20 protein-coding genes and 1 tRNA gene are annotated in these 21,983 nt (G+C 38.2%); 16 read left to right on the forward strand and 5 right to left on the reverse strand.

What is annotated here, in order from left to right:
* The first annotated feature begins 179 nt into the window (after window positions 1-179).
* The 10 genes from LI241_RS13070 (at window position 180) to LI241_RS13115 (ending at window position 8,553) form a co-directional block, all read left to right on the forward strand.
* Window positions 180-1,037 (forward strand): patatin family protein, encoded by an 858-nt coding sequence (locus LI241_RS13070; protein WP_008686909.1) that lies wholly within the window; start codon window positions 180-182, stop codon window positions 1,035-1,037.
* A 431-nt stretch (window positions 1,038-1,468) separates the two neighbouring features.
* Window positions 1,469-1,948, forward strand: a complete 480-nt coding sequence (locus tag LI241_RS13075) for a nucleoside-diphosphate kinase (RefSeq protein WP_008686910.1) — start codon at window positions 1,469-1,471, stop codon at window positions 1,946-1,948.
* Between the two features lie 339 nt (window positions 1,949-2,287).
* Window positions 2,288-2,758: a PTS glucose transporter subunit IIA gene (locus LI241_RS13080; RefSeq protein ID WP_008686911.1), complete on the forward strand. Its 471-nt coding sequence runs from the start codon at window positions 2,288-2,290 to the stop codon at window positions 2,756-2,758.
* 31 nt (window positions 2,759-2,789) lie between these two features.
* A complete protein-coding gene (locus tag LI241_RS13085; RefSeq protein WP_008686912.1) occupies window positions 2,790-3,233 on the forward strand; it encodes a PRD domain-containing protein in 444 nt (147 codons plus the stop codon).
* A 93-nt stretch (window positions 3,234-3,326) separates the two neighbouring features.
* Entirely contained in the window at window positions 3,327-3,620 is a 294-nt protein-coding gene (locus tag LI241_RS13090; protein ID WP_256176679.1) for a PRD domain-containing protein, read from the forward strand.
* Between the two features lie 78 nt (window positions 3,621-3,698).
* Complete coding sequence (locus tag LI241_RS13095) at window positions 3,699-5,096, forward strand: PTS transporter subunit EIIC (protein ID WP_008686916.1); 1,398 nt, start codon at window positions 3,699-3,701, stop codon at window positions 5,094-5,096.
* A 13-nt stretch (window positions 5,097-5,109) separates the two neighbouring features.
* Window positions 5,110-6,516 (forward strand): glycoside hydrolase family 1 protein, encoded by a 1,407-nt coding sequence (locus LI241_RS13100; protein ID WP_008686918.1) that lies wholly within the window; start codon window positions 5,110-5,112, stop codon window positions 6,514-6,516.
* A gap of 206 nt (window positions 6,517-6,722) precedes the next feature.
* Window positions 6,723-6,798 (forward strand) — tRNA-Thr (locus LI241_RS13105).
* A gap of 196 nt (window positions 6,799-6,994) precedes the next feature.
* Complete coding sequence (locus tag LI241_RS13110; protein ID WP_008686919.1) at window positions 6,995-7,966, forward strand: nucleoside hydrolase; 972 nt, start codon at window positions 6,995-6,997, stop codon at window positions 7,964-7,966.
* A gap of 17 nt (window positions 7,967-7,983) precedes the next feature.
* Window positions 7,984-8,553: an ECF transporter S component gene (locus LI241_RS13115; RefSeq protein ID WP_008686920.1), complete on the forward strand. Its 570-nt coding sequence runs from the start codon at window positions 7,984-7,986 to the stop codon at window positions 8,551-8,553.
* Between the two features lie 111 nt (window positions 8,554-8,664).
* Here LI241_RS13115 and LI241_RS13120 read toward each other — a convergent pair whose 3' ends face one another.
* From LI241_RS13120 to LI241_RS13130, 3 genes are all read right to left on the reverse strand, one after another.
* On the reverse strand, window positions 8,665-9,285 hold the full coding sequence (locus tag LI241_RS13120) for a 4Fe-4S binding protein (RefSeq protein WP_008686922.1): 621 nt from the start codon (window positions 9,283-9,285) through the stop codon (window positions 8,665-8,667).
* Window positions 9,286-9,593: 308 nt separating this feature from the next.
* On the reverse strand, window positions 9,594-10,481 hold the full coding sequence (locus LI241_RS13125; RefSeq protein ID WP_227151361.1) for a PHP domain-containing protein: 888 nt from the start codon (window positions 10,479-10,481) through the stop codon (window positions 9,594-9,596).
* A 13-nt stretch (window positions 10,482-10,494) separates the two neighbouring features.
* A complete protein-coding gene (locus LI241_RS13130) occupies window positions 10,495-11,247 on the reverse strand; it encodes a DeoR/GlpR family DNA-binding transcription regulator (RefSeq protein ID WP_008686926.1) in 753 nt (250 codons plus the stop codon).
* Window positions 11,248-11,533: 286 nt separating this feature from the next.
* On the opposite strand from LI241_RS13130, the gene LI241_RS13135 reads away from it, so the two are divergent.
* From LI241_RS13135 to LI241_RS13155, 5 genes are all read left to right on the forward strand, one after another.
* Entirely contained in the window at window positions 11,534-13,270 is a 1,737-nt protein-coding gene (locus LI241_RS13135) for an ABC transporter ATP-binding protein/permease (RefSeq protein ID WP_008686927.1), read from the forward strand.
* Window positions 13,267-14,922 (forward strand): amino acid ABC transporter ATP-binding/permease protein, encoded by a 1,656-nt coding sequence (locus tag LI241_RS13140; protein WP_008686928.1) that lies wholly within the window; start codon window positions 13,267-13,269, stop codon window positions 14,920-14,922. Before LI241_RS13135 ends, LI241_RS13140 begins: the two co-directional genes overlap by 4 nt.
* Before the next feature lie 97 nt (window positions 14,923-15,019).
* On the forward strand, window positions 15,020-15,367 hold the full coding sequence (locus LI241_RS13145; protein WP_008686930.1) for a nitrous oxide-stimulated promoter family protein: 348 nt from the start codon (window positions 15,020-15,022) through the stop codon (window positions 15,365-15,367).
* Between the two features lies 1 nt (window position 15,368).
* Window positions 15,369-15,731: a YbaN family protein gene (locus tag LI241_RS13150; protein WP_008686931.1), complete on the forward strand. Its 363-nt coding sequence runs from the start codon at window positions 15,369-15,371 to the stop codon at window positions 15,729-15,731.
* Window positions 15,732-16,047: 316 nt separating this feature from the next.
* On the forward strand, window positions 16,048-16,950 hold the full coding sequence (locus tag LI241_RS13155; RefSeq protein WP_008686932.1) for a sugar phosphate nucleotidyltransferase: 903 nt from the start codon (window positions 16,048-16,050) through the stop codon (window positions 16,948-16,950).
* A 173-nt stretch (window positions 16,951-17,123) separates the two neighbouring features.
* On the opposite strand, the gene LI241_RS13160 is transcribed toward LI241_RS13155, so the two are convergent.
* A complete protein-coding gene (locus tag LI241_RS13160) occupies window positions 17,124-17,864 on the reverse strand; it encodes a hypothetical protein (protein WP_008686934.1) in 741 nt (246 codons plus the stop codon).
* Between the two features lie 311 nt (window positions 17,865-18,175).
* Here LI241_RS13160 and LI241_RS13165 point away from each other — a divergent pair, with 311 nt between their 5' ends.
* Window positions 18,176-19,555: a sodium-dependent transporter gene (locus LI241_RS13165; RefSeq protein ID WP_008686936.1), complete on the forward strand. Its 1,380-nt coding sequence runs from the start codon at window positions 18,176-18,178 to the stop codon at window positions 19,553-19,555.
* A gap of 400 nt (window positions 19,556-19,955) precedes the next feature.
* Here LI241_RS13165 and LI241_RS13170 read toward each other — a convergent pair whose 3' ends face one another.
* Window positions 19,956-21,854, reverse strand: a complete 1,899-nt coding sequence (locus tag LI241_RS13170) for a DUF5696 domain-containing protein (RefSeq protein ID WP_008686938.1) — start codon at window positions 21,852-21,854, stop codon at window positions 19,956-19,958.
* Between the last annotated feature and the right edge of the window lie 129 nt (window positions 21,855-21,983).

Genomic DNA, 21,983 nt, shown 5'->3' on the forward strand with positions numbered 1-21,983 from the left:
GGGCACGTACGGTTTGATAAGGGGCGGTAGTTTAATGACTATCGCCTACTTTCTTCATTTGGTTAAAAAGAAGTGAGAAAACGGGATGTTGATGATGTTTCTTTTACGTGAAAATCCCTAGAATACTTTACCTTTTATCAAGATAATAGTATAATATTTAACTATGAGGTGTATAGAATATGACGATAAAAACAGGTTTGATCTGCGAAGGCGGAGGCACAAAGGCTGCATATACTTGCGGTGTTCTACAATGTTTTTTAGATAATGATATTGACTTCCCTTATACGGTAGGCATCAGTGCAGGTGCAGAGGTATTATTACCTTTTGTATCAAAACAACGTGAGCGTTTGCGGATTTCAGGTGTAGATGCCGCAAGCGATCCTAAGGCGATTGGTGTATCACCATTGTTACATGAACGTGGTGTCTTTGGTATTGATCATGTATGTAAATTTATTGAAGAGCATGCACCATTAGATTATGCGGCATTTATGAAAAACCCGACACAGTTGGATATTGGTGTGTATAATATGGATACTAACGAAGTTGAGTACTTTGGCAAAGAATACTTCGATCCGATCGAACAACGTTTGATGAAGGCATCTTGTTCTTTATTTCTATTAACGAGACCGGTGAAATTCCGCAATCATACGTATATGGATGCAGGATTGGTGGATATGATTCCAATTGAACAAAGTATTCGACAGGGCATGGATAAACACGTCTTTATTTCAACAAAAGAAGAAAATTATGTACGCAAACCAGCACCGGGGTGGCAGATACAATTAGCTCGATTGATGTATCCGGGAAATAAACAGATACGTGAATATTTGCGTATTCGTCATGAAAACTACAACCGCCAATGGGGTATTGTGAAAAAGCTGGAAGAAGAGGGAAAAGCAATCGTATTAAGACCAAGTGCCGATTATGGTGTCACGCGTTATACAAGTGATAAGGAATTATTGCAGCGTTGGTTTGACTTAGGTTATGAGGATACGGAAAAACGTTTGACCATGATACGTGAATTTATGGAATCGTAACAGATTCCTTTTTTTGTTGTAAAGTGATAAAAACAATCGACGTTTTTATTGTTAATCGGTATTGAGGATCGTTTACTAGGGCACTCTTAGGAATATTGAATATGAAAGCCTTTTTGTGGCAGCTTTTGACAATCAAAATAATTGGTGTTTATGATTCTGCCATAGCTGTCATCCTTAAGGAACGTTTTTTGATAAGGATAAAAAAGATATTACTAGTCAATCATTCTATCGTCGGAAACAAATTTGCTCTTTACAATCAATCCATAAGAAATGATAAGAGGCAGATCTTGTGAAAAAGCAGGCATTCATCCTCCTGTGTTCTCTTTTATATTTCCGGCTTGTCACACAATGATTAGCTTTTTATAAGAAACTAAGAAAAGCTTGGATAGTTTCAACATCCTGTAGTATACTGAAACAAATGGAGGTATGTTATGAAACAGGTAACGTTTATGATGTTAAAACCAGATGCTTTTGCAAATCATCAGGAAGATGAGGTCGTGGCAATGTTGACTGCCCATGGATTGTGTATTGAGAAAAGCTGTCGTTTAGAAGTGACGATGGAAGTTATGAAAGTTCTTTTAGATCATTATCATGGTGTCATTGATGCCATGGATAAAGAATTTAATTTTCCCGGGAAATTATTTGCGTCTTTTTATTACAATGGTCCAAGATACATTCAGCCAATGCGTGTCAGTTATGATGGTGAAGAAGATATTATCACATTGACTAGACAACTGGTTGGAAAGACAAATCCGGCAGAGGCAGGACCAGAAACGATACGCGGACGCTTTAGTGAAGATAATTATGAGAAAGCAAGTCGTGAAAAGCGATTGGTGAATAATGTGATTCATGCATCTGATGCTAAAGAAAGTGCCGAACGGGAATTACAAATTTGGCAAAATTATTTATAAGAAAATACGAAATGCTGATAAAGCTCTTGTGGATGAAAAAGCTATTGTTAAAACGAAGGTTCGTAATGGAAAGATGAGGAATTCATCTTTTCTTTTACGCTTCTTCATCTTTTAAACAAGCTATAGATTTTCTAATAGATATTACCAGAAATTACCAATTGCATATGATGCGTTCGCTTAATTTTTATTAGGAAATAAGAATTCTCTTTTTTTACATTGACAACGCTGAAAACCAATGCTAGAATGAAATTGTTAATTCAGACTGTTACTCTTTCGAGGCATCACTGAAAATTTTTCAGGGTGTTTTGGAAGAGTTTTTTGTTTGTTGAGGTGAAGGATATGTTGAAAATATTTAAGAGAACAAAAGAAGACGATGTGTATTCTCCGGTCGCAGGAACATGTATAAAAATTGAAGATGTAAAGGACCAAATGTTTGCCAATAAACTGTTGGGTGATGGAATTGCCATTCTTCCATCGAAGGAAACCATCTATGCGCCAATCGATGGCCAATTGATAATGTTGGCGAATACGAAACATGCCTTTGGTATTAAAAATAAACGGGGGTTAGAAATACTGGTGCATGTAGGCTTAGACAGTGTGAAACTAAAGGGGAAAGGTTTTACCGTATATAAAGAGCTACATGAACATGTTCGTAAAGGGGAAGCTATTTTAAGCTTTGATCAAGCATTATTTGAACAAGAGCAAATAGATATGACCGTTCTGATTATTATTACGAGCAAGTCTGTGATTACTCATAAAACTTATGGGCAGGTATCATCTGCGCATAACATCATGAAGATTGCATTGTAATCATCCTATGTATGGAAAGAGGTGAAATGGTATGCGGGTCATTAAGAAATTAAATAATTGTGTTGCCTTATGCATCGATAAAGATCATAACGAATTAATTGCTGTAGGTACTGGCATCGGTTTTGGCAAGATTCCATATGAACTAAAAGACTTAAGCATCATACAAAGAACGTATTACAACGTTGATCAGAAATACTTGCAACTGTTGCAATGTATTGACTATGACGTTATCGATGTGGCTACGAAAATCGTGGATTATGCGAAACGACGTATCCCATACGAATTAAGTTCAAATGTTATCTTTTCATTAGCCGATCATATTCAATTTGCCTTACAAAGGCATCAACAAGGATATATGATGAATTTCATGCTTACGGATGATTTGAAACAATTGTATAAAAAGGAATGTGCTATCGGTACCTATGCATTAACCATCATCCGGAAACAATTAAAGACTACTTTACCTGATGATTAAAAGTATGCCATTGCGTTACATTTTATTAATTATGAAACCACCAATACAAAAGGGCAGAAAGCTGACCATAAAATACTTAACGACATTACGCAAATCATCGAAAGTGAATTTCATATCGAAATTGATAAAGATGGTTTCAACTATGCACGTTTTATCACACATATCCGTTATTTAATGAAACGCATCGCGGAAAAAGAAACATTGAAAACGGAAAATTCCATTCTATATGAAGAAATGGTTGCTAATTTTCCTAAAACGAATGCTTGTGTCCAAAAGCTTTGTACATATTTAGAAAAGAAGATGAATTGTCAATTAGAAAGTGAAGAAATTTTATATTTGATGCTGCATGTAAATCGTTTATGCATGCGTGAGGGGAAAAGCGGATAACCGCCTGGGGAAAGTCTTTTGGTATTAAAACAATGTATCGGCCGTACCATTGTTTAATACATATAGAGGAGGAGCAAAATGTCTAAAAATAAATTTCAGAAATTATCTGAGAATATCGTAAATTACATAGGTTCAAAGGACAATGTTACGTATTTTGTACATTGTGTTACGAGATTGCGTTTTAATTTAAAAGATAAGAGTTTATCAAAGCCGGAAGAGATTGAAAAGCTTCCTGGGGTATTAGGATGTCAATGGCAGGGGGATGAGTTACAAATCATCATTGGGCAAGATGTAGATGATGCTTATCGTTTGATATGTAAAGAGCATGGTTTTGTAATGGAAGATGCCATTGATGAAGATTTGGATGTATCAGTGAAAAAGGAAAAGAAAAAGTTAACGATGAAAGGAGCATTTTCTGCAATTGCGGATATTATTTCCGGTTCGCTGATACCTTTTATCCCGGTTTTGATCGGTGCCGGTATGATCAAGGTGCTATGTCTGTTACTATCGACCTTTGGTATACTTGATCCCGCTAGTTCTACATACAACATGTTATCCATTGTAGGAGATGCCGGTTTCTATTTCTTACCTGTTTTTATCGGTAAAGGTGCGGCAAAGAAATTCAATACGGATGAAGGTTTAGGAATGCTGATGGGTTTGATGCTGGTAGCACCATCATTTATAGCATTAGTTGATGAAGGAGCTTCTATCACGTTGTTTGGCTTACCTGTTTATGCAGGTACTTACAGCTATATGGTTTTCCCAGTCATTTTATGTGTTATGATCATGGCACCAGTAGAGCGTTTCTTTAAGAAGATATCGCCAAGCTTTTTAAGAGTGATTATGGAACCATTCGCTACTTTACTTGTGATGATTCCACTAGCCTTCTGTGTGCTGGCGCCTTTAGGTGCAATCTTAGGTACGTATATTACGGCATTTCTGATGTGGCTGTATGAGACAACGGGTTTTATCGGCATGGCAGTGCTAGGTGCACTATATCCATTCCTTGTTATTACCGGTATGCATAATGCGACAACACCGTACTGGTTGGAGTCTTTTACAAAATTTGGCTATGAACCCATCGTATCCCCAATAGACTGTCTGAATAATATTAATCAAGGATTAGCAGCAGCGGCAGTTGCTTGTAAAACAAAGAATAAAGAATTAAAATCAACAGGGTTATCATGTGGATTTACAGCAATTATTGCCGGCATTAGTGAACCATCCATGTTTGGTGTAAATTTAAAATATAAAACACCATTGATTTGTGTTTGTATCGGTAACTTCTTTGGCGCCGGATTATGTGGCTTGTTGCAAGTATATTGTTACAATGTTTATGGAACCGGGGGAATGTTTGCCATCCCTTGCTACATAGGACCGACCGCGACGAATATTATCTTTTATATTCTTGCGATGTTGTTAGGAGGAGCCATCACTTTTATCGCGACGTATATAACGTTTAAAGATTGTGCATAGAAAGGAGATAACTATGAGTCTACGAAATGATTTCTTTTGGGGTGGTTCTACTTCAGCGGATCAATGTGAAGGAGCATGGCAAGAAGGGGGAAAAGGGATAAATGCAGTTGATGTCATGACGGCAGGTGATGTTAATACCCCAAGAGCGATCACCCTGGATATTGATCCAAAGAAAAATTATCCTTCGCATAAAGCGATAGATCATTATCATCGCTATCAAGAAGATATTGCTTTATTTAAGGAGATGGGTTTTCGCATGTATCGCTTTTCCATTGATTGGTCCAGAATATATCCGAATGGTTATGATACAAAACCCAATGAGGAAGGGTTACAGCATTATGATGAAGTTATAGCATATTGCAGGAAGTGTGGGATAGAGCCGATGGTGACATTATGCCATTTTGAGACACCGATAGGAATGTTTAAAAAGTTTGGTTCTTGGCTTCATCGCGATGCCATTGATTGTTTTGTTCGCTATTGTGAAACAGTGTTCAAACGTTATAATGGAAAAGTTAAATATTGGCTGCCTATTAATGAAATCAATACGATGACCGATTGTCCATGGTGGGCAGGTGCTATAAGCGAAGATGCCAGCTATAAAGAGCGTATGATTGCCGCCTATCATCAATTGATAGCACATGCAAAGGTGGTAACCTTGGCTCATGAAATCAATAAGGAGAATCAAGTAGGCAGTATGTATGGAGGAATCTTTTCATACCCTGCTACATGCCATCCGGATGATATTATGGCAAATGAAACATTTATGAAGAACTATATGTTTTACGTAGATGTGCAAAATCGTGGATATTATCCATCTTATAAACGCAAAGAACTGGCAAGAAAGGGAATTGTTTTACCAGTACAAAAGGAAGATGATGACATTCTAAGAAAGGGAGTTGTAGATTTTATTTCCTATAGTTACTACAATACGGTAGTTGTTGGAAAAGATACGAAAGATTTTGATTTGATATCCTTTACGACAGGCTATACAAATCCCTATTTAGAAAAGACAAAATGGGGATGGGAAATTGATCCGGTTGGTCTTCGCTATTCTTTAAATTATATGTATGATCGTTATCAAAAACCTATCTTTATCGTTGAAAATGGAATCGCAGATTATGATATATTGGAAGATGGCAGCGTACAGGATACGTATCGAAAATATTATTTAAAAAATCATATAACGGAATTGAAGAAAGCGGTTGATTATGATGGAGTAGATGTCAGAGGATATTTATGGTGGGGGCCGCTAGACATCGTAAGCTCAGGAACCGGTGAAATGAAAAAGCGGTATGGTTTCATTTATGTTGATGTAGACGATCAAGGGAATGGCAGTGGAACGCGTTATAAGAAGTGTTCGTTTGCTTATTATAAGAAAGTCATACAATCAAATGGAGAAGATCTGGAAATCACAGAGTAAAAAAGCAGAAAAGCAGAGTATAGGAAATGCACTTATAATTTATGTATCCCCCGTATGGGGTACACTTTATGATGATGTCATCAAGACTCTGCTTTTCATTCCTTGTGAAATGACTTAACATTTATTTGGAATTTGTGGATAAATTTACAATTGAATCTGTACATAGAAAAAAAATAATGCTATAATATCTGCGCACGATTTCATGTGCCGGCTTAGCTCAGTTGGTAGAGCAACGCACTCGTAACGCGTAGGTCGTAGGTTCAAGTCCTATAGCCGGCACCATATTTGTAATGAAGGCCACGATAAAAGTGGCGTTTTTTATGAAAGCAGAAAAGTATACACTGGTTCCTTACCTCCCAGTATAATAATAGGCAATTCATAACATAAAAATAAAAGCACATGTTTTTTTGTGTTTTATCTATTTTTACTTATGGCCTTGCTTATTATGTGAGGTCATTTTTTATTGGAGGATATGCAAATGAAAAGAAAAGTGATTATTGACTGTGATCCGGGGATTGACGATAGTTTAGCGTTGATGCTGGCATTATCATCTTTAGAGATTAAAGTGTTAGGCATTACCATTGTTTGTGGAAATGCTCCATTACAACTTGGCTTTGCGAATGCTAAGAAAGTATTGCGCCATATGAATCGCCTGGATGTTCCTATTTATCTGGGAGCAGATAAACCTTTACAAAAACCTTTCTGTGATGCTTTAGATACTCATGGCAGTGATGGCTTAGGTGAAAGTTATTTAGAAGAAGTAGCGGGCTATGAGCAAAACATAGATGCTGTTAGCTTTTTATGTGAAACATTAACAAAGGAAGCTTGTTCCATTATCGCGTTGGGGCCTTTGACAAATCTGGCGCATCTCATACAGCAGAATGCCGCAGCGTTTGCCAACATCGAACAACTTGTTTCCATGGGAGGCAGTTATAAAGCACATGGTAATTGTTCACCCGTTGCGGAATACAATTACTGGGAAGATCCTGAGGCAGCTGCGATTGTCTATCATGAAATGGAACGCCTACAAAAACAAATCCATATGGTTGGCTTAGATGTGACACGAAAGATCGTATTAACACCGAATTTGCTTTCTTATATCGAACGTCTTGATGCAAAACAAGGAAGTTTCATTCGCAAAATAACAAAATTTTATTATGACTTTCACTGGAAACAAGAACATTTGATTGGCTGTGTGATCAATGATCCACTCGCAGTGGCATATTTTCTAAATCCTGCTATTTGCAGCGGCTTCAGCTCAAATGTACAAGTTGCGTGTGATGGGCTATCCCGTGGACAAACAATTGTGGATGCTTATGACTTTTATCAGCGAAAAGCCAATGCACATATTCTCACACAAGTCGATGTGCATGCATTTTTCCGCTTATTTATCAGCCGTATCTTAGCAATCCCAACCGATGCCTTAGATATTTTGGATACCGTATGTTAAGGAAGGAAAGGGAAGACATGAAAACAAAATTTACCATTTATCATATTAGTATGATAGCACTGGCTGTGGTGCTCAATTTGATTGGTGGACAAATCGCACTTATGCTGAAACTGCCGATTTATTTAGATAGTATGGGTACTATGTTTATTGCGGCAGTCTATGGCCCTTTCTATGGGATGCTGCCAAGTTTGTTAAGTGGCTTAATTTTAGGAATAACCGTTGATATGTATTCCTTATACTATGCTCCTGTCGGTATCTTTCTGGGATTGCTTGCCGGCTTTGTTTGGCGTAAAAAGCAAGATAAGCGATGGTGGTTTTTCCTTGGTGCTTTGATGATCAGTGTGCCAACGTCCTTCTTAAGTGCATTGATTACAGCGTATCTATTTGGTGGTATTACCTCGAGTGGCTCTACCTTTTTTGTGCAGCTTTTAGCGAAAACACCTTTAGGATTGACAATGAGCTGCTTTGTGGTGCAAGTGATCACCGATTATATTGATCGTATGATTACGCTGCTATTTGTCGCTGCCTTATTAAAAAAGCTGCCAACAAGCCTACTGCATAATCTAAAACGACATGCAGAACGTTAATTGGACAGCGAACATAAGTAAAATGGTATTAGGTTTTATAGATAAGCAAGAGCTTTAAGAAGCTGCTAGTATAAAAGGAATTAGAAACAAATGAATCACGCTTCATATGAGCTATGCGCATTCGGTAATTTTCCGAATGGCATGGACAGGACAAAGCTCATAACAGAGCCCACAGTGAAGGCAATGGGATTGTACGATATGGTAAGGCTTGCCTTGTTTGATGCACTGTTGTGGACAGCTGCTCAGACATTTATTACAACCAATGCAATTTGTTTGTATCTGATAGCCATCCTGAAGCAGTTGTACATCATCCTCCATGCGTAAGCATTCGCGATTGATGGGTTCCTTACCTAAATCAAACCATTCCAACACACCCTTTGCTACTTTAAAGGCTTCTAGAATATAACGAGAATCTTTCGGATACACTTGCTTCATCTGTGGGTTCTCCATAAAGATTTTATCGATCCACATGACTTGCTTTGTTAAATGTTCGACTTCTCCCTGCAGGCGTATCATTTGCCAGGAGGCATTCATTCCGGTAATGGCAATGACTGGCTTCATCATTAACTCCTGATAAAAGGCTTTTCCTCTTGCTGTACAAAAGTAAATGGCATTTTCATCCGCCAGCATTACATCAATTATGCGATTCTTTGGATTTCCTTGGGCATCTACACTGGCCATGGCTACACTGCGGATGTTGCGCAATTCTTGTAAGAGATCTTGTTTTTTCATATGCATCCTTCTTTCTTGACAACTTAACTATAACCCAAGCATAACGGAAAAGAAAGTTTGCTGTTTGGAAAATACCATTAAGAAAGAAGAGGCTGTACATAGAGAATCTTTTCATCTTGTTGCTTATTATCTTTTATCATTCTTTATTAAAGACTTGTTGGCTTTTGACTTGTCTTTATTATCCAGAGGCAATGTTAAGTTCTTCTCATTGCATAAGCTTGATTGACATAGTGATCAGCATATAAAAGGTTGCTAGCTCATAACCATTAAAAGAGGCACTGGCCTCTTTTTTTGTTGGAATGCTTATATCACTTGCATAATCCATTGGCTTGAAGTTGTGTATATAGCATTTCCTCTTCTTCCTTTGGCATATGACATTTCCCCATGGTGACACTTGGTTTTGTCTTGCCATGGAAATCACTGCCACAAGTAATCAATAAATTGTGTTGTAATGCGGCTTGTTTATAATAAGCAATTTGCTCTGGTGTATGATAACTGCTGTACACCTCAATGCCATTGAATGGCAGTTTCAGCAAAGCTTCTAATAAAGCCGCATCTTCTTTCACATTATTACCGGGATGGGCTAACACTGCCAGAGCATGTTGTGAATGATAGAGGGCAATAGCTTTTTCCATACTCATATAATGAATAGGCACATAAGCTACTTTTCCTTGCGCACAATAATCCCAATAGAAATTCACATAAGGGTTATCACTGCGTGCACCACCAAAATAATAAGGTTTCATATGGGGATTGTCTTTATTACGCGCATCCTCCATGGCGATTTCACAAATGGTTTCGGCCACATAAATGCCGTGAAAGCTGCGTCGTTTTAATTCTTCTTCATCAATATAAATATGCAAATGTTCTCTTAATAAAGCCAATCGCTGAGCGCTTGCCTGTTGCTCCTGGGTTATAATATCTTTTTCAATTTCGGCATATTCTTTTACCTCGGGATTTATGCCATAGCCTAATAAATGAAAGTCGTGGCCTTGAAATGTACAATCCAGTTCGATTGCCGGTATCAATTGTACTCCTTTGGTATCTGTAACATCGTGATAAGCTCTGGTCGAATTATGATCAGCGATTGCCATAACGCGCAAACCGTTATGGTTGGCTTGCTCACATAATTCTTTAACGCTAAATTCGCCATCAATGCTGTATTGGGAATGCATGTGTAAATCAATGGTATTCATAAAGTAGCTCCTTTCAAGTTTCGATAATATAAGGGATAGGCAGTCGTGCTTTTTCTTCTTTGCTTAGCTGTGTTGTGATAAAAACATCAAACTGAGAGAACTTGGCATATTGATAATGGGCATATCGCTCAAATTTAGAGGCATCGGATACCAAGATGGCTTTATGTGATCGTTCTAAGATCGCCTTGTTCATCATCAACTCATCTTCACGCATATTGGCAGGACCATCCAAATCTTTACAGCCATCCATGCCAAAGATACACACATCAAAGAAAAGTGATTGGATCAAAGGCATGCTAAAATCGCCCGATAAACGCTTACCTTCAGGTACATACGTGCCACCTGTCATAATAATCTTATGACCACTATCCTGCATGGAAGATACTAAGTCTAAAGAATTTGTCACAAAGGTCAGCTGCTTCTTCTGTTTCAAAAACATACCGAGATAAGCGGCTGTGCTGCAAGCGTCAATATAGATGATATCATCATCATGAAGAAAGGCCGGCACTTGTCTGGCAATGCGTCGTTTTTCCTGAATATATTCTTGTGAGCGAATATCGTAGGGAATATCGATATTGCTGGAACGTTCTCGGGCTCCGCCATGGGTACGGTATAAGACACCTTTTTCTTCTAAAAAAGCCAAATCTTTGCGAATGGTTTCACACGATACCAGCAATTCTTTTGCCAGCGCTTGTACATGAACGATATGCCGTGTAGCTACGATCTGTTCAATTTGCTTGCGACGCAGGGTTGTTGTTTTTGACATGTCATCCCTCCTTACTTTGATTTTATCAAAACAAAAGAAAATTACAAGAAAGAATGGAAAACAGAAGAATTTATGTTTGCATTTCAGCAGATATATGTTTTGTATCGTGGAAAACAAAAGGAAATACGATGGGTATCTAATGGTTTTATTCCTTTGCCTGCATGCTTGTTCCTTATTTCCAATGATTGCCAGTTAGATAAAGGATCGACGGTATTGACACGATAAGTTATCCATGGTAAACTTCTATCGAAATTTCTGTTAGATTAGACTAACTTATGGAGGACTTATGATTGATAAAAGGTTATTAAAAGAGATGCCACAAGCAAAAGTCATGGTATGGAAACAGGTATTCATGCAATGGCTGGGCATGTTGAGCAATATCGGAATGGTTTTTCTTTTCGCAAATATCTTTGTGGAAATGTTTCAGGATACCTTGACGTTACGCAATCTGATGCTATGTGCCATCGGTGTCATATTGATGATTATCGTTCGCATGCTTACCAGTATGCAGGCAAGCCGATATTCCTATAGGGCAAGCTGTGATGTTAAAAATCATCTTCGTCAACGCATATATGAGAAGTTGCTGGAGCTAAAGAACAGTTATACGCAACATATTGCGACAAGTGAACTGGTACAGCTCAGCGTGGAAGGTGTTGATCAGCTAGAGACGTATTTTGGACGATATCTGCCACAGTTTTTCTATAGCATGTTAGCACCGTTGACTTTATTTTTGATTCTTGTCTGGCTAGATTGGCGAAGCTCTTTGGTGTTGTTGGTATGTGTACCACTAATTCCACTCTCTATCATCGCCGTACAAAAGTTTGCGAAAAAGCTGTTATCAAAATATTGGACGAGCTATGCCAGTCTTGGAGATAGCTTCTTAGAAAATCTGCAAGGTTTAACTACCTTAAAAATCTATCAGGCCGATGGATATAAGCATGAAGAAATGAATAAAGAAGCAGAAACGTTTCGCCGTATTACGATGAAGGTGTTGACGATGCAGTTAAACAGTGTAAGTGTGATGGATCTGATAGCTTATGGTGGGGCAGCAATTGGCAGTATCGTAGCCATGATTGCATATCGAAATGGTTCTATTTCATTATTTGCTGTCATCAGTATCGTGTTGTTATCAAGTGAATTTTTCATTCCCTTACGTCTGTTGGGCTCATTTTTCCATATTGCGATGAATGGGATTGCCGCAAGTGCGAAAATCTTTCGTTTGTTGGATATACCACTTCAGGAAGAAGCCAAATGCACATTATCCGATGAACCCATTGTCATGCAACTATCGCATGTTACCTTTGCTTATGATCAACAGCGTGTTGTCTTACAGGATGTCAGCTTAAACGTTTTGGCAAACAGCTTTGTATCCATCGTAGGCGAAAGTGGCTCTGGTAAGAGCACGATTGCTAAGTTATGTTGTGGATTTGCATCGGATTATCAAGGGAGTATCACTGTACAGGGGATAGAGCGTTCTTCTTTAGCTGATGCATCCTTTTATAAAAAGGTGATGTATGTGACCCATAAGCCAACCATCATAAAAGGAAGTGTTCGTGAAAACTTACGAATGGGTAATCCTTTAGCAAGTGATGAGGCGTTATGGAAAGTTTTGCAAGATGTCTGTATCGCGGATTTCTTACAGGAACAAGATGGTCTTGATACGATGTTAGAGGAAGGCGGACAGAATTTGTCTGGAGGGCAGCGGCAGCGTCTGGCAATGGCCAGAGCATTATTGGCGGATCGAGAAGTCTATATTTTCGATGAGGCAACTAGTAACATCGACATGGAAAGTGAAGATGCTATTTTACAGTTGATTCATCGTTTAAAGAAAGAAAAAACGGTATTATTAATTACCCATCGTTTAAGTAGTGTTGTAGATAGTGATTGTATTTATGTCATGGAAAAAGGAAGCTGTGTAGAACAGGGGACACATGAAGAATTAAGGAAACAAAACGGTGTATATGAACGTATGTTTAAACAACAACAGACACTGGAACAGTTTTATAAGGAGCAAACAGTATGAAACAAGAAAGTAATTTTAAACTGATGCTGCGCATGAGCAGCTTAGTAAAACCATTAACAGGTTATATGATATTAGCCATTACATTAGGGGTCACTGGCTTTCTTTGTGCCATCTTCATTCCCTATTTTGCCTCTTTATTGATTGCACATATCGCTATACAGGCACCGGATTTTCCCATCTCTGTATTCTTTATCATAATGGGAGTATGTGCTATCTTGCGAGGTATTTTGCATTATGGAGAACAAGCATGCAATCATTATATTGCTTTTAAATTGTTAGCTATTTTAAGAGATCGCGTATTTTCCACTTTACGTCGCTTATGTCCGGCAAAGTTAGAAGGGAAAGATAGTGGCAATCTGATTTTTTTGATCACCAGTGATATTGAGGCCTTGGAGGTTTTTTATGCCCATACGATTTCTCCTATCTTCATTGCCATCCTTACTTGTTTGATCTTATTAGGTATGTTTCTCAACCTGCATCCTGTTTTTGCCCTTATTGCCTTCTTTGCCTATTGCAGTATTGGCATCTTATTGCCATTGTATATTACCAAAAAAGGGAAAGCGGATGGAAAAGCATCACGTAAGGAATTTGGCGATTTAAGTGATTATACATTGGAGTCTTTGCGAGGAATGCAGGACATCTTGCAGTATGAAGCAGGCAAGGAACACTTAGCGGGTATGCAAAAGCGCAGTACGATTGTAAATGAACGGCAAAAGAAATTGAAGCACTATGAAGGTGTGAGTATGGCGCTGGCCAATATGGCTATCATGGGTTTCTCTTGTATAATGGTGCTTTGTGCAGGTTGGCTCTATCTATTGAATGAAATCAGTTTTACCAGTGCGCTGATGGGAAGTGTTTTACTGCTTTCTAGCTTTGGACCAGTGATGGCACTCAGCAATTTATCAAATAATCTATTGATTACAATGGCCAGTGCAAGACGCGTATTGCATCTGTTGGATGAACAGGAGCAGGTAGAAGAAATCAATGGTAAGCAGAAGGTAACTTTTGGTGACATGTGTTTGCAGAAGGTATCCTTTGCTTATGCTGATGAGATGATCTTACAGGACTTTCATGCGGTGTTTGAAAAGGGAAAGATTACAGGTATCTTAGGAAAAAGTGGTTCTGGTAAATCCACTTTATTAAAACTCTTAATGCGATTTTGGTCTGTTACACAAGGTCAGATTCATGTGAATGATACAGCAATAAAGGATATCAATACAAAAGACTTACGGCAGATGCAGGGGTATGTGACCCAGGATACGGTACTGTTTCATGATTCCATCTTGAATAATATTCGCATTGCCAAACTAAACGCATCGATAGATGAAGTAGAGGCGGCATGTAAAAAGGCTAATATCCATGATTTTATTATGTCGTTGCCAAAAGATTATGCTACACCGGTTGCAGAACTTGGAGAATCGTTATCGCAGGGAGAACGTCAGCGTATTGCTTTGGCAAGAGCTTTCTTACATGATGCACCTTGTCTTTTACTGGATGAGCCAACCAGCAATCTGGATGCGCTAAATGAGGCGGCCATTTTAAGTAAGCTAGCTGAACAGAGAGATAAAACTATCGTTTTGGTATCTCATCGTCCAAGTACATTGCGCTTTGTTGATCATTTGATTCAAATGAAGCATACGCGTAGCAGCTGATGGTTCGCATGAAATTCACATTTGCCGCCATGCGTATGCATCAAGAAACATGTAAAAAAGTTTCTAAGTCAATCGAGGAAAAAGGAGTAAATGAAAAGTGAGGAAACATATAACGAAGAAAAGAGACCAGGAAAAACAAACGATTCGTTTTATGATTGATCTATATTGCCATAAGCATCATAAGGAACATCCTTGTCAAGAATGTGAAGATCTATATGCCTATGCCAGTAAGCGTATCGAGCATTGCCCTTTCATGGAAACTAAGACATTTTGCAGCAGCTGTAAGGTGCATTGTTATCGAAAAGAGCAGCGTGATAAGATCAAAGAAGTGATGCGTTTCAGTGGCCCTTATATGCTGTTGTATCATCCACTCATGGCCCTTAGACATATGATAAACACAAGTAAGCAGCATTGGGAAAAAAGAAAAACAAAAGGAGTTTCGTGATATGAAATTAGCGTATTTATTGATTGGTATCATTGCCACGGGGTTAGGAGCAATCGGGGTTGTTTTACCCGTTCTACCTACAACGCCCTTTCTGTTGTTGGCGGCTTATTGTTTTGCGAAAAGTTCAAAACGTTTTCACACATGGCTGATGCAGACATCCATGTATCAAAATCATTTAGCCAGCTTTGTTGAACAGCGCAGCATGCGTTTGCGTACGAAGGTATCGTTGTTAAGCTTTGCCAGTGCCATGCTATTATTGGCTATGTATTTTATGGAGCATCTGTATTTGCGTCTGTTTCTGCTTTGTTTAATGGCATTTAAATATTATTACTTCCTATGTCGTATTGAAACCATACGCTCCTAAGCAAAAGTTCTGATTAATTATGATTCTATGTTTAACCTTTACAAGGGATGTTTGCCATGACAATAGCGACAAACTAGAAAAGAGGAAAACGTAACATGTTGAGCAAGCTTGCATAGGGAATTTCAAAAAAAGATAGTCTGCAAATATTATGAAAAAGCTGTATCAACCATGTTCTTTCTAATAAAGGTGGGAGAATACTTGCTGCTTTTTTAGAAGGATTGCGATGTTTGTTAGTATCCTTGGGAATGCCTTTCGTATTCCTTTCTATTCTGTTTATTTTATGATAAAATGCAAATAGAAAACATGAGGTGAAAAAATGAAAACAACATTAGTAGTTTTGGCAGCCGGTATGGGCAGTCGATATGGCGGATTAAAACAGATGGATCCATTAGGACCTAATGGGGAAGCAATTTTGGAATTCTCAGCATATGATGCAATTAAAGCAGGCTTTGATAAAATTGTCTTCATTATAAAAAAAGAAATGGAAAAGGATTTCAAAGAATTAATTGGGGATAAGATTGCACGAAAAGTAGAAGTGGAATATGTTTTCCAAGACATTGATTCTGTATTGCCAAGTGGATTCCACATTCCTGAAGGAAGAAGTAAACCTTGGGGTACGGGACATGCATTGTTATGCTGTAAAGATGTGTTGCATGAACCATTTGCCATCATTAATGCAGATGATTTTTATGGCAGAGAATCTTATAAGATTTTGCATGACTATTTGGCAGATCCAAACCATACAGACTATTGCTTGATTGGTTACATCTTGGAAAATACCTTAACAGATAATGGCAGTGTGACAAGAGGTATCTGTCAATCCGAAAACGGTCTGTTAACAGAAGTTAAAGAATGTGCCAAGATTGAAAAGCATGAAAACGGTGTGCAATATTTTGAGAACGATGAATGGATCGATGTGGACGCAACTTCATTGGTATCAATGAATATGTGGGGATTCTTCCCTGATTATGTGGAAAAGATTGAAACAAAGTTCCATGCATTTTTAAATGAAAAAGTACCGGAAAATACTATGAAATCAGAATTTTTAATTCCTGTGGTAACCGATGAATTGATCAAAGAAGGCAAGGCCACGGTGAAGTTATTGAGCAGCAATGAAAAATGGTTCGGTGTTACGTATCAGGAAGATAAGCCGGGAGTAAAAGCTGGTATTAAGGCATTGGTTGATAAAGGCTTATATCCAAGTGATCTTTGGAAATAAGTAAAAAACGGTTAAGAACGATAAAGCATAAAAAAAGGAAGTCGCTTTCATGCTATCTTGTCGCTGGCAAGCACAAGATGCATAGAGTTCTTCCTTTTTCGCTTTTATGAGACGATTGTTTTTGCTTGTTACTTCTATTGCTTAAAATTGCTTGAGAAATGTTTCATGGTCTTCTATACAGCGTCTTTTTCTTGTGTTTCATAACGCTGTTGCATGGCTTCATATAAGCGCATAAATTCATAATGATCTTTTGTATAAAGCTCCTCCAGCTGATAAGAGAAATTAAAATCATCGTCATATCCTGCGAAGATGTTTGGCAGATACTCATATAGCTGATTTGCTAAGGCTTCGACATGCTCAATATCAACACCGATTACTTCAAACACTTTTTTTACAGTGAAAACCAAAAAGCGTACGCGATAAGGACCACCCTTATATCCTACTTGTGCACATGTCCAATAGATTTTATCACGGGGAATGACGGTAATCTTGGTACTGCATAATAATAAATATGAAGATGTTAAGACAATTTTTTCACCATAAGGTTTTTTCCCTTCAGGAAACTCATATATGTATTCTTCAAATAACAGTCCATTTGCTGCATCCTGATTGATTTTCTCGGCAATTTCTTGCTTACTGCCGTCTTGATAAGGAAGAATGAGATTTTCCCCTTGGGCATCAGCTTTCCTCGTACGAATAGTCCCGATAACATCCGCGCATACAACGATGACGATTAAGACGATACCTATACTATAAATAGTGTTTTTAAAGGATGGATTCCTGGCAAATTCATCTTGTAAAAGAACATAAAGAAGTACCATGAAACAGACAAATAAAAGTGTACAGATGCGCAATCGCCTTCTTGTGGCTTTGTGAATACGTTTGGATTCTTTAACTAAAAACTTTTCAATCATAAAACATCACTCCTCTTCAACTTCTTTTATGCTATCCTTCTATAAGGGATAAGCCATTGAAAATGGTATTTACCTTCTTCATGGTGATGACTATATCATATTTTTCTATTAAAAGCTTGTAAGATATGACACAAATTTCCATTTTGTTTCTATCGTTTTAAGCTTATTAGAAAAAAAGGATGATTACATAGAAAGAGGCGTTTTTTCTTATTAGCTAAGATAGACAGAATGTACGTTTGCTGTATTTGACTTACTGGGAAAAGTTTTATACAATGGAAGCACTTGTGTAAAAATTAAGGAGCTTGAACTTTATGGACGCAAAACGAGAAAAATTATCCTCCCGCTTGGGATTTATCTTTTTATCCGCGGGATGTGCAATTGGATTAGGTAATATTTGGCGTTTTCCTTATATGGTAGGAAAATATGGCGGTGGAGCTTTTGTGTTGGTATACTTATTCTTCCTTATTATATTAGGACTTCCTATTATCGTCATGGAATATGCCGTAGGGAGAGGATCAGGAAAAAGTGTTGCCCGCAGTTTTCATATTTTAGAGAAACCGAAACAAAAATGGCATATCTTTTCTTATGTGGCAATGCTGGGGAATTATTTATTAGTAATGTTCTATACGACGATTGCTGGATGGATGCTGGCATATTTCGTCAAGATGGCGAGCGGTGAATTTCATGGCGCAACAACACAACAAGTAAAAGAAGCTTTTCAAACATTACAACAAGATCCTTTGGCTTCTGTCTTTTGGATGATTCTGGTGGTGCTGATTGGTTGTGGTATTTGTGCACTGGGATTACAAAAAGGGGTAGAAAAGATTACGAAGGTAATGATGGGGTTATTGTTGGGCGTTATGTTGCTATTGGTTGGTAAAGCCCTGAGTCTTACGAATGCTATGGAAGGTGTAACCTTTTATTTAGTCCCTGATTTTGATAAGCTGTTGCAAAACGGTTTGTTTGATGCAATTTATGCGGCGATGGGGCAAGCCTTTTTCACCTTAAGCATCGGTATGGGAGGCATGGCTATTTTTGGCAGCTATATCGATAAACAGCATTCTTTAACCGGCGAAGGAGTGCGAGTGATGGCATTGGATACCTTTGTGGCTATCATGGCAGGGCTTATTATCTTTCCAGCCTGTATGGCATTTGGTGTAGCTGCGGATAGTGGTCCCGGCTTGGTTTTTGTGACACTACCTAATATTTTTAATGTGATGGACAATGGACAGTTGTGGGGAACTTTATTTTTCATCTTTATGAACTTTGCGGCTTTATCGACCATCATCGCCGTATTTGAAAATATCGTTTCTTTCTCCATGGATTTGTTCGCCTGGACCAGAAAGAAAAGTGTCTTATTAAATATCTTAATTCTGATTGTGGGCAGTATTCCTTGTGCTATTGGCTTTAGTGTCTTATCCGGTTTTCAACCTTTTGGAGAAGGAAGTGCCGTTTTAGATCTGTTGGATTTCTTAGTATCAAATGTTATTATGCCACTTGGTTCTTTGGTATTTGTCTTCTTTTGTACGCGCAGCTTTGGCTGGGGATGGAAAAATTTCCTGCAAGAGGCAAATGCGGGGGAAGGATTGCCTTTTCCAAAGAACATGCGTTGGTATATCAGCTATCTTTTACCTGTCATTGTCGTGTTTATCTTTATATTGGGGCTTTGGGATAAATTAAAGCTGATGTAGCTATAATGAAACTTGCTTAATAATAATTACATAGGTTAAAAGATTTCTTTTATGTTGGCTAGGTAGTCTTCCATAAGAAATCTTTTTTGCTGTTTGATACAGATGAAGATAAAGTTTTACTGTTTTAATTTGGAAGATGGATTTTTACTGGTCGGATGCAGAAGAAGGTGAAAGAGCGTTTTTTGATAATGGCAAAAAAGGGCGTATAGAATACCATCTTATGTTTAATTTATAGATCGTAGAAAAGAAGATAAAGCATAGTAAAAAAAAGACTTCTCACACGTGCAACTTGTCTAGAAGTCTTTTCATTACTATGTAATTAGGGTAAGATCATTTGGTCTTTTCAAAAAAGTTTTCTGTAGTAGTACTGATACAGGATCTACTTTTTGGAAATTTCCATTTAAATATTGGAAAGGTTAGCATCATCCATTGCGGGAACAGAAAGCGTATAGCTATTATTACGCAAATCAATCGTAACTTCACAACCATTCGCAAAGCGCGTTTTTTGACACTTATAATCGTGATCTAAAAATTCATGTGAGACCATCTCTTCCTTGGCGACAAGTGTATGAAAAGTACTTACGATGGCAGAGCGCTCTTGTTTCTCTTGCTTGGTTAAGCTTTTATATTCGTTATCAAATACACCATCTGTATTAGGATAAGCACCATCCTTTTCTAAATACGGCGCACCGCCGTTTAATAAGGCATACAGCATGAGATCTTCGCCATCCAGGTAAACATCCATTGGCCAAGGCAATAAGACACAGTCATGATAAACTAAGTTAAACAAAGGAACGCCGATTCCAATGCGCTCTTCTTTAGGAGAATGCATCATAAAATGATAGGGTCCATAATGAGCAAAAATTTGATAAGGCAAGGCCCATTCATTGACCTCTTCACTACTGGTCAAAATATGCTTAGACAACAACCAGGCAAAGCAAGCATTGCGATACGCTAAGCATTCTCGACGTGTCATACGATGCATAGGATGAGCACATTCATCTGGTTCATTACAGGTGAAGACATCTAAATACACCGCATCCGGATAAATGCCATGAGCAAATAACGCTTCATAATTGCGTTTTACATAGGAGCTTGCCAGACTAGCACATAAGTAATCCTGTTCACCTCCGGCCCAATAGGCATGCGAAGGGATACTGCCGTCTGGTAATTGCACACTATTTTGTGGATCATATTCCTTTCCCAGATGGTAATGATCACGATATTGATCATGCAATCCGAATACATAATGCAGCTGTTTCATCTGTTGGCATAAGGCTTGCAAGCCATCCCAACCACCGGCTTTTTCACAGGGAGGCAATATAGAAGGATGCGCATTGTCATAGCCTTCTACGCCCCAGCCATCCAGATGCAGATATAATTTATTTACGCCAAGCTGCTTCCATTCGATCATTTCTTGTCGGCGTGTTGCAAAGGTTGTTAAGGATTCATAACGATCCGGCTTTTTCGCATCATAAAAACGGGATTGTGGCTGGACATGTGTTTGTATGCCTTTATGCAGAAAACATGCGCCAATCAATTCATCAAGGGAAGGCTGTTGAATACTTTTTTCCTTTAATGTGACAAGTAAACCGCGAGCGATGGCATCCTTGCGATAGGCCTTTGCGATGGTGTTATGATCACAATGTTCATAGAACTGCATGCGTAAGCTGCGGCGATAGGACAACTTGCCAAGACTGCTCAGCCAGCGAATGGAAACATGCGTATAGGGACCATGTGCAGGATGCTGTATTTGATAAGCACTATCCCATGGTGTATCGTTGATAAGTAAATATCCCATGTTTTCTTTAATCTGCGAAAGCCAGGGCATATAAGCACTGCTGGAACAAAAGGCTCCATCAAAAGGTAACTGACATACTTCTTTCTTCCATGTATTTGGCAACAGTAAACCCTGTTGTAAAGGAAGCAGTGTATACCAATCCTTGCTTGCCTTATCAAATGTAAAAGGCATAGGCCAAAAAACTTCCGTTACTCCTTCATCTTTAATGGGAAGGAAGTGAAAGGTGATTTCGGATGATAAAGAAATAAGTATCAAGGTCTGAAAATGAAGATCTGTATTGAAAAAGCCCTGATAATCACTTAAAATACCTTTTGCTAAGCCTACTTGACAGTAAGAATGATGAATCTGTGTCGCTTGTGTAAAAGCAAGCTTTTTTTGATGATATAAGAGATAAGGGGCTTGTTGAATGCTTTGCCAATGTTGATGTGGTAAAGCAATCGATATTTGTAAGGTATCTTCTTGTAAGGTAAGGGTGATGGTATGTGCCTGTAAGTTCATGTGTCCTCCTGCTATTTTCTTTTTCTGTGTTATGATACTATGAAATAGGAAAGTTTGCAATTTTTCCTTGAACAAGGAGAATATAATAATGCTATACTATAAGCAGAATGTAGAATTTAATTGCTAAGA

It is taken from the genome of Longicatena sp. 210702-DFI.1.196, from assembly GCF_020563125.1.
Lineage (GTDB): Bacteria > Bacillota_I > Bacilli_A > Erysipelotrichales > Erysipelotrichaceae > Longicatena > Longicatena caecimuris.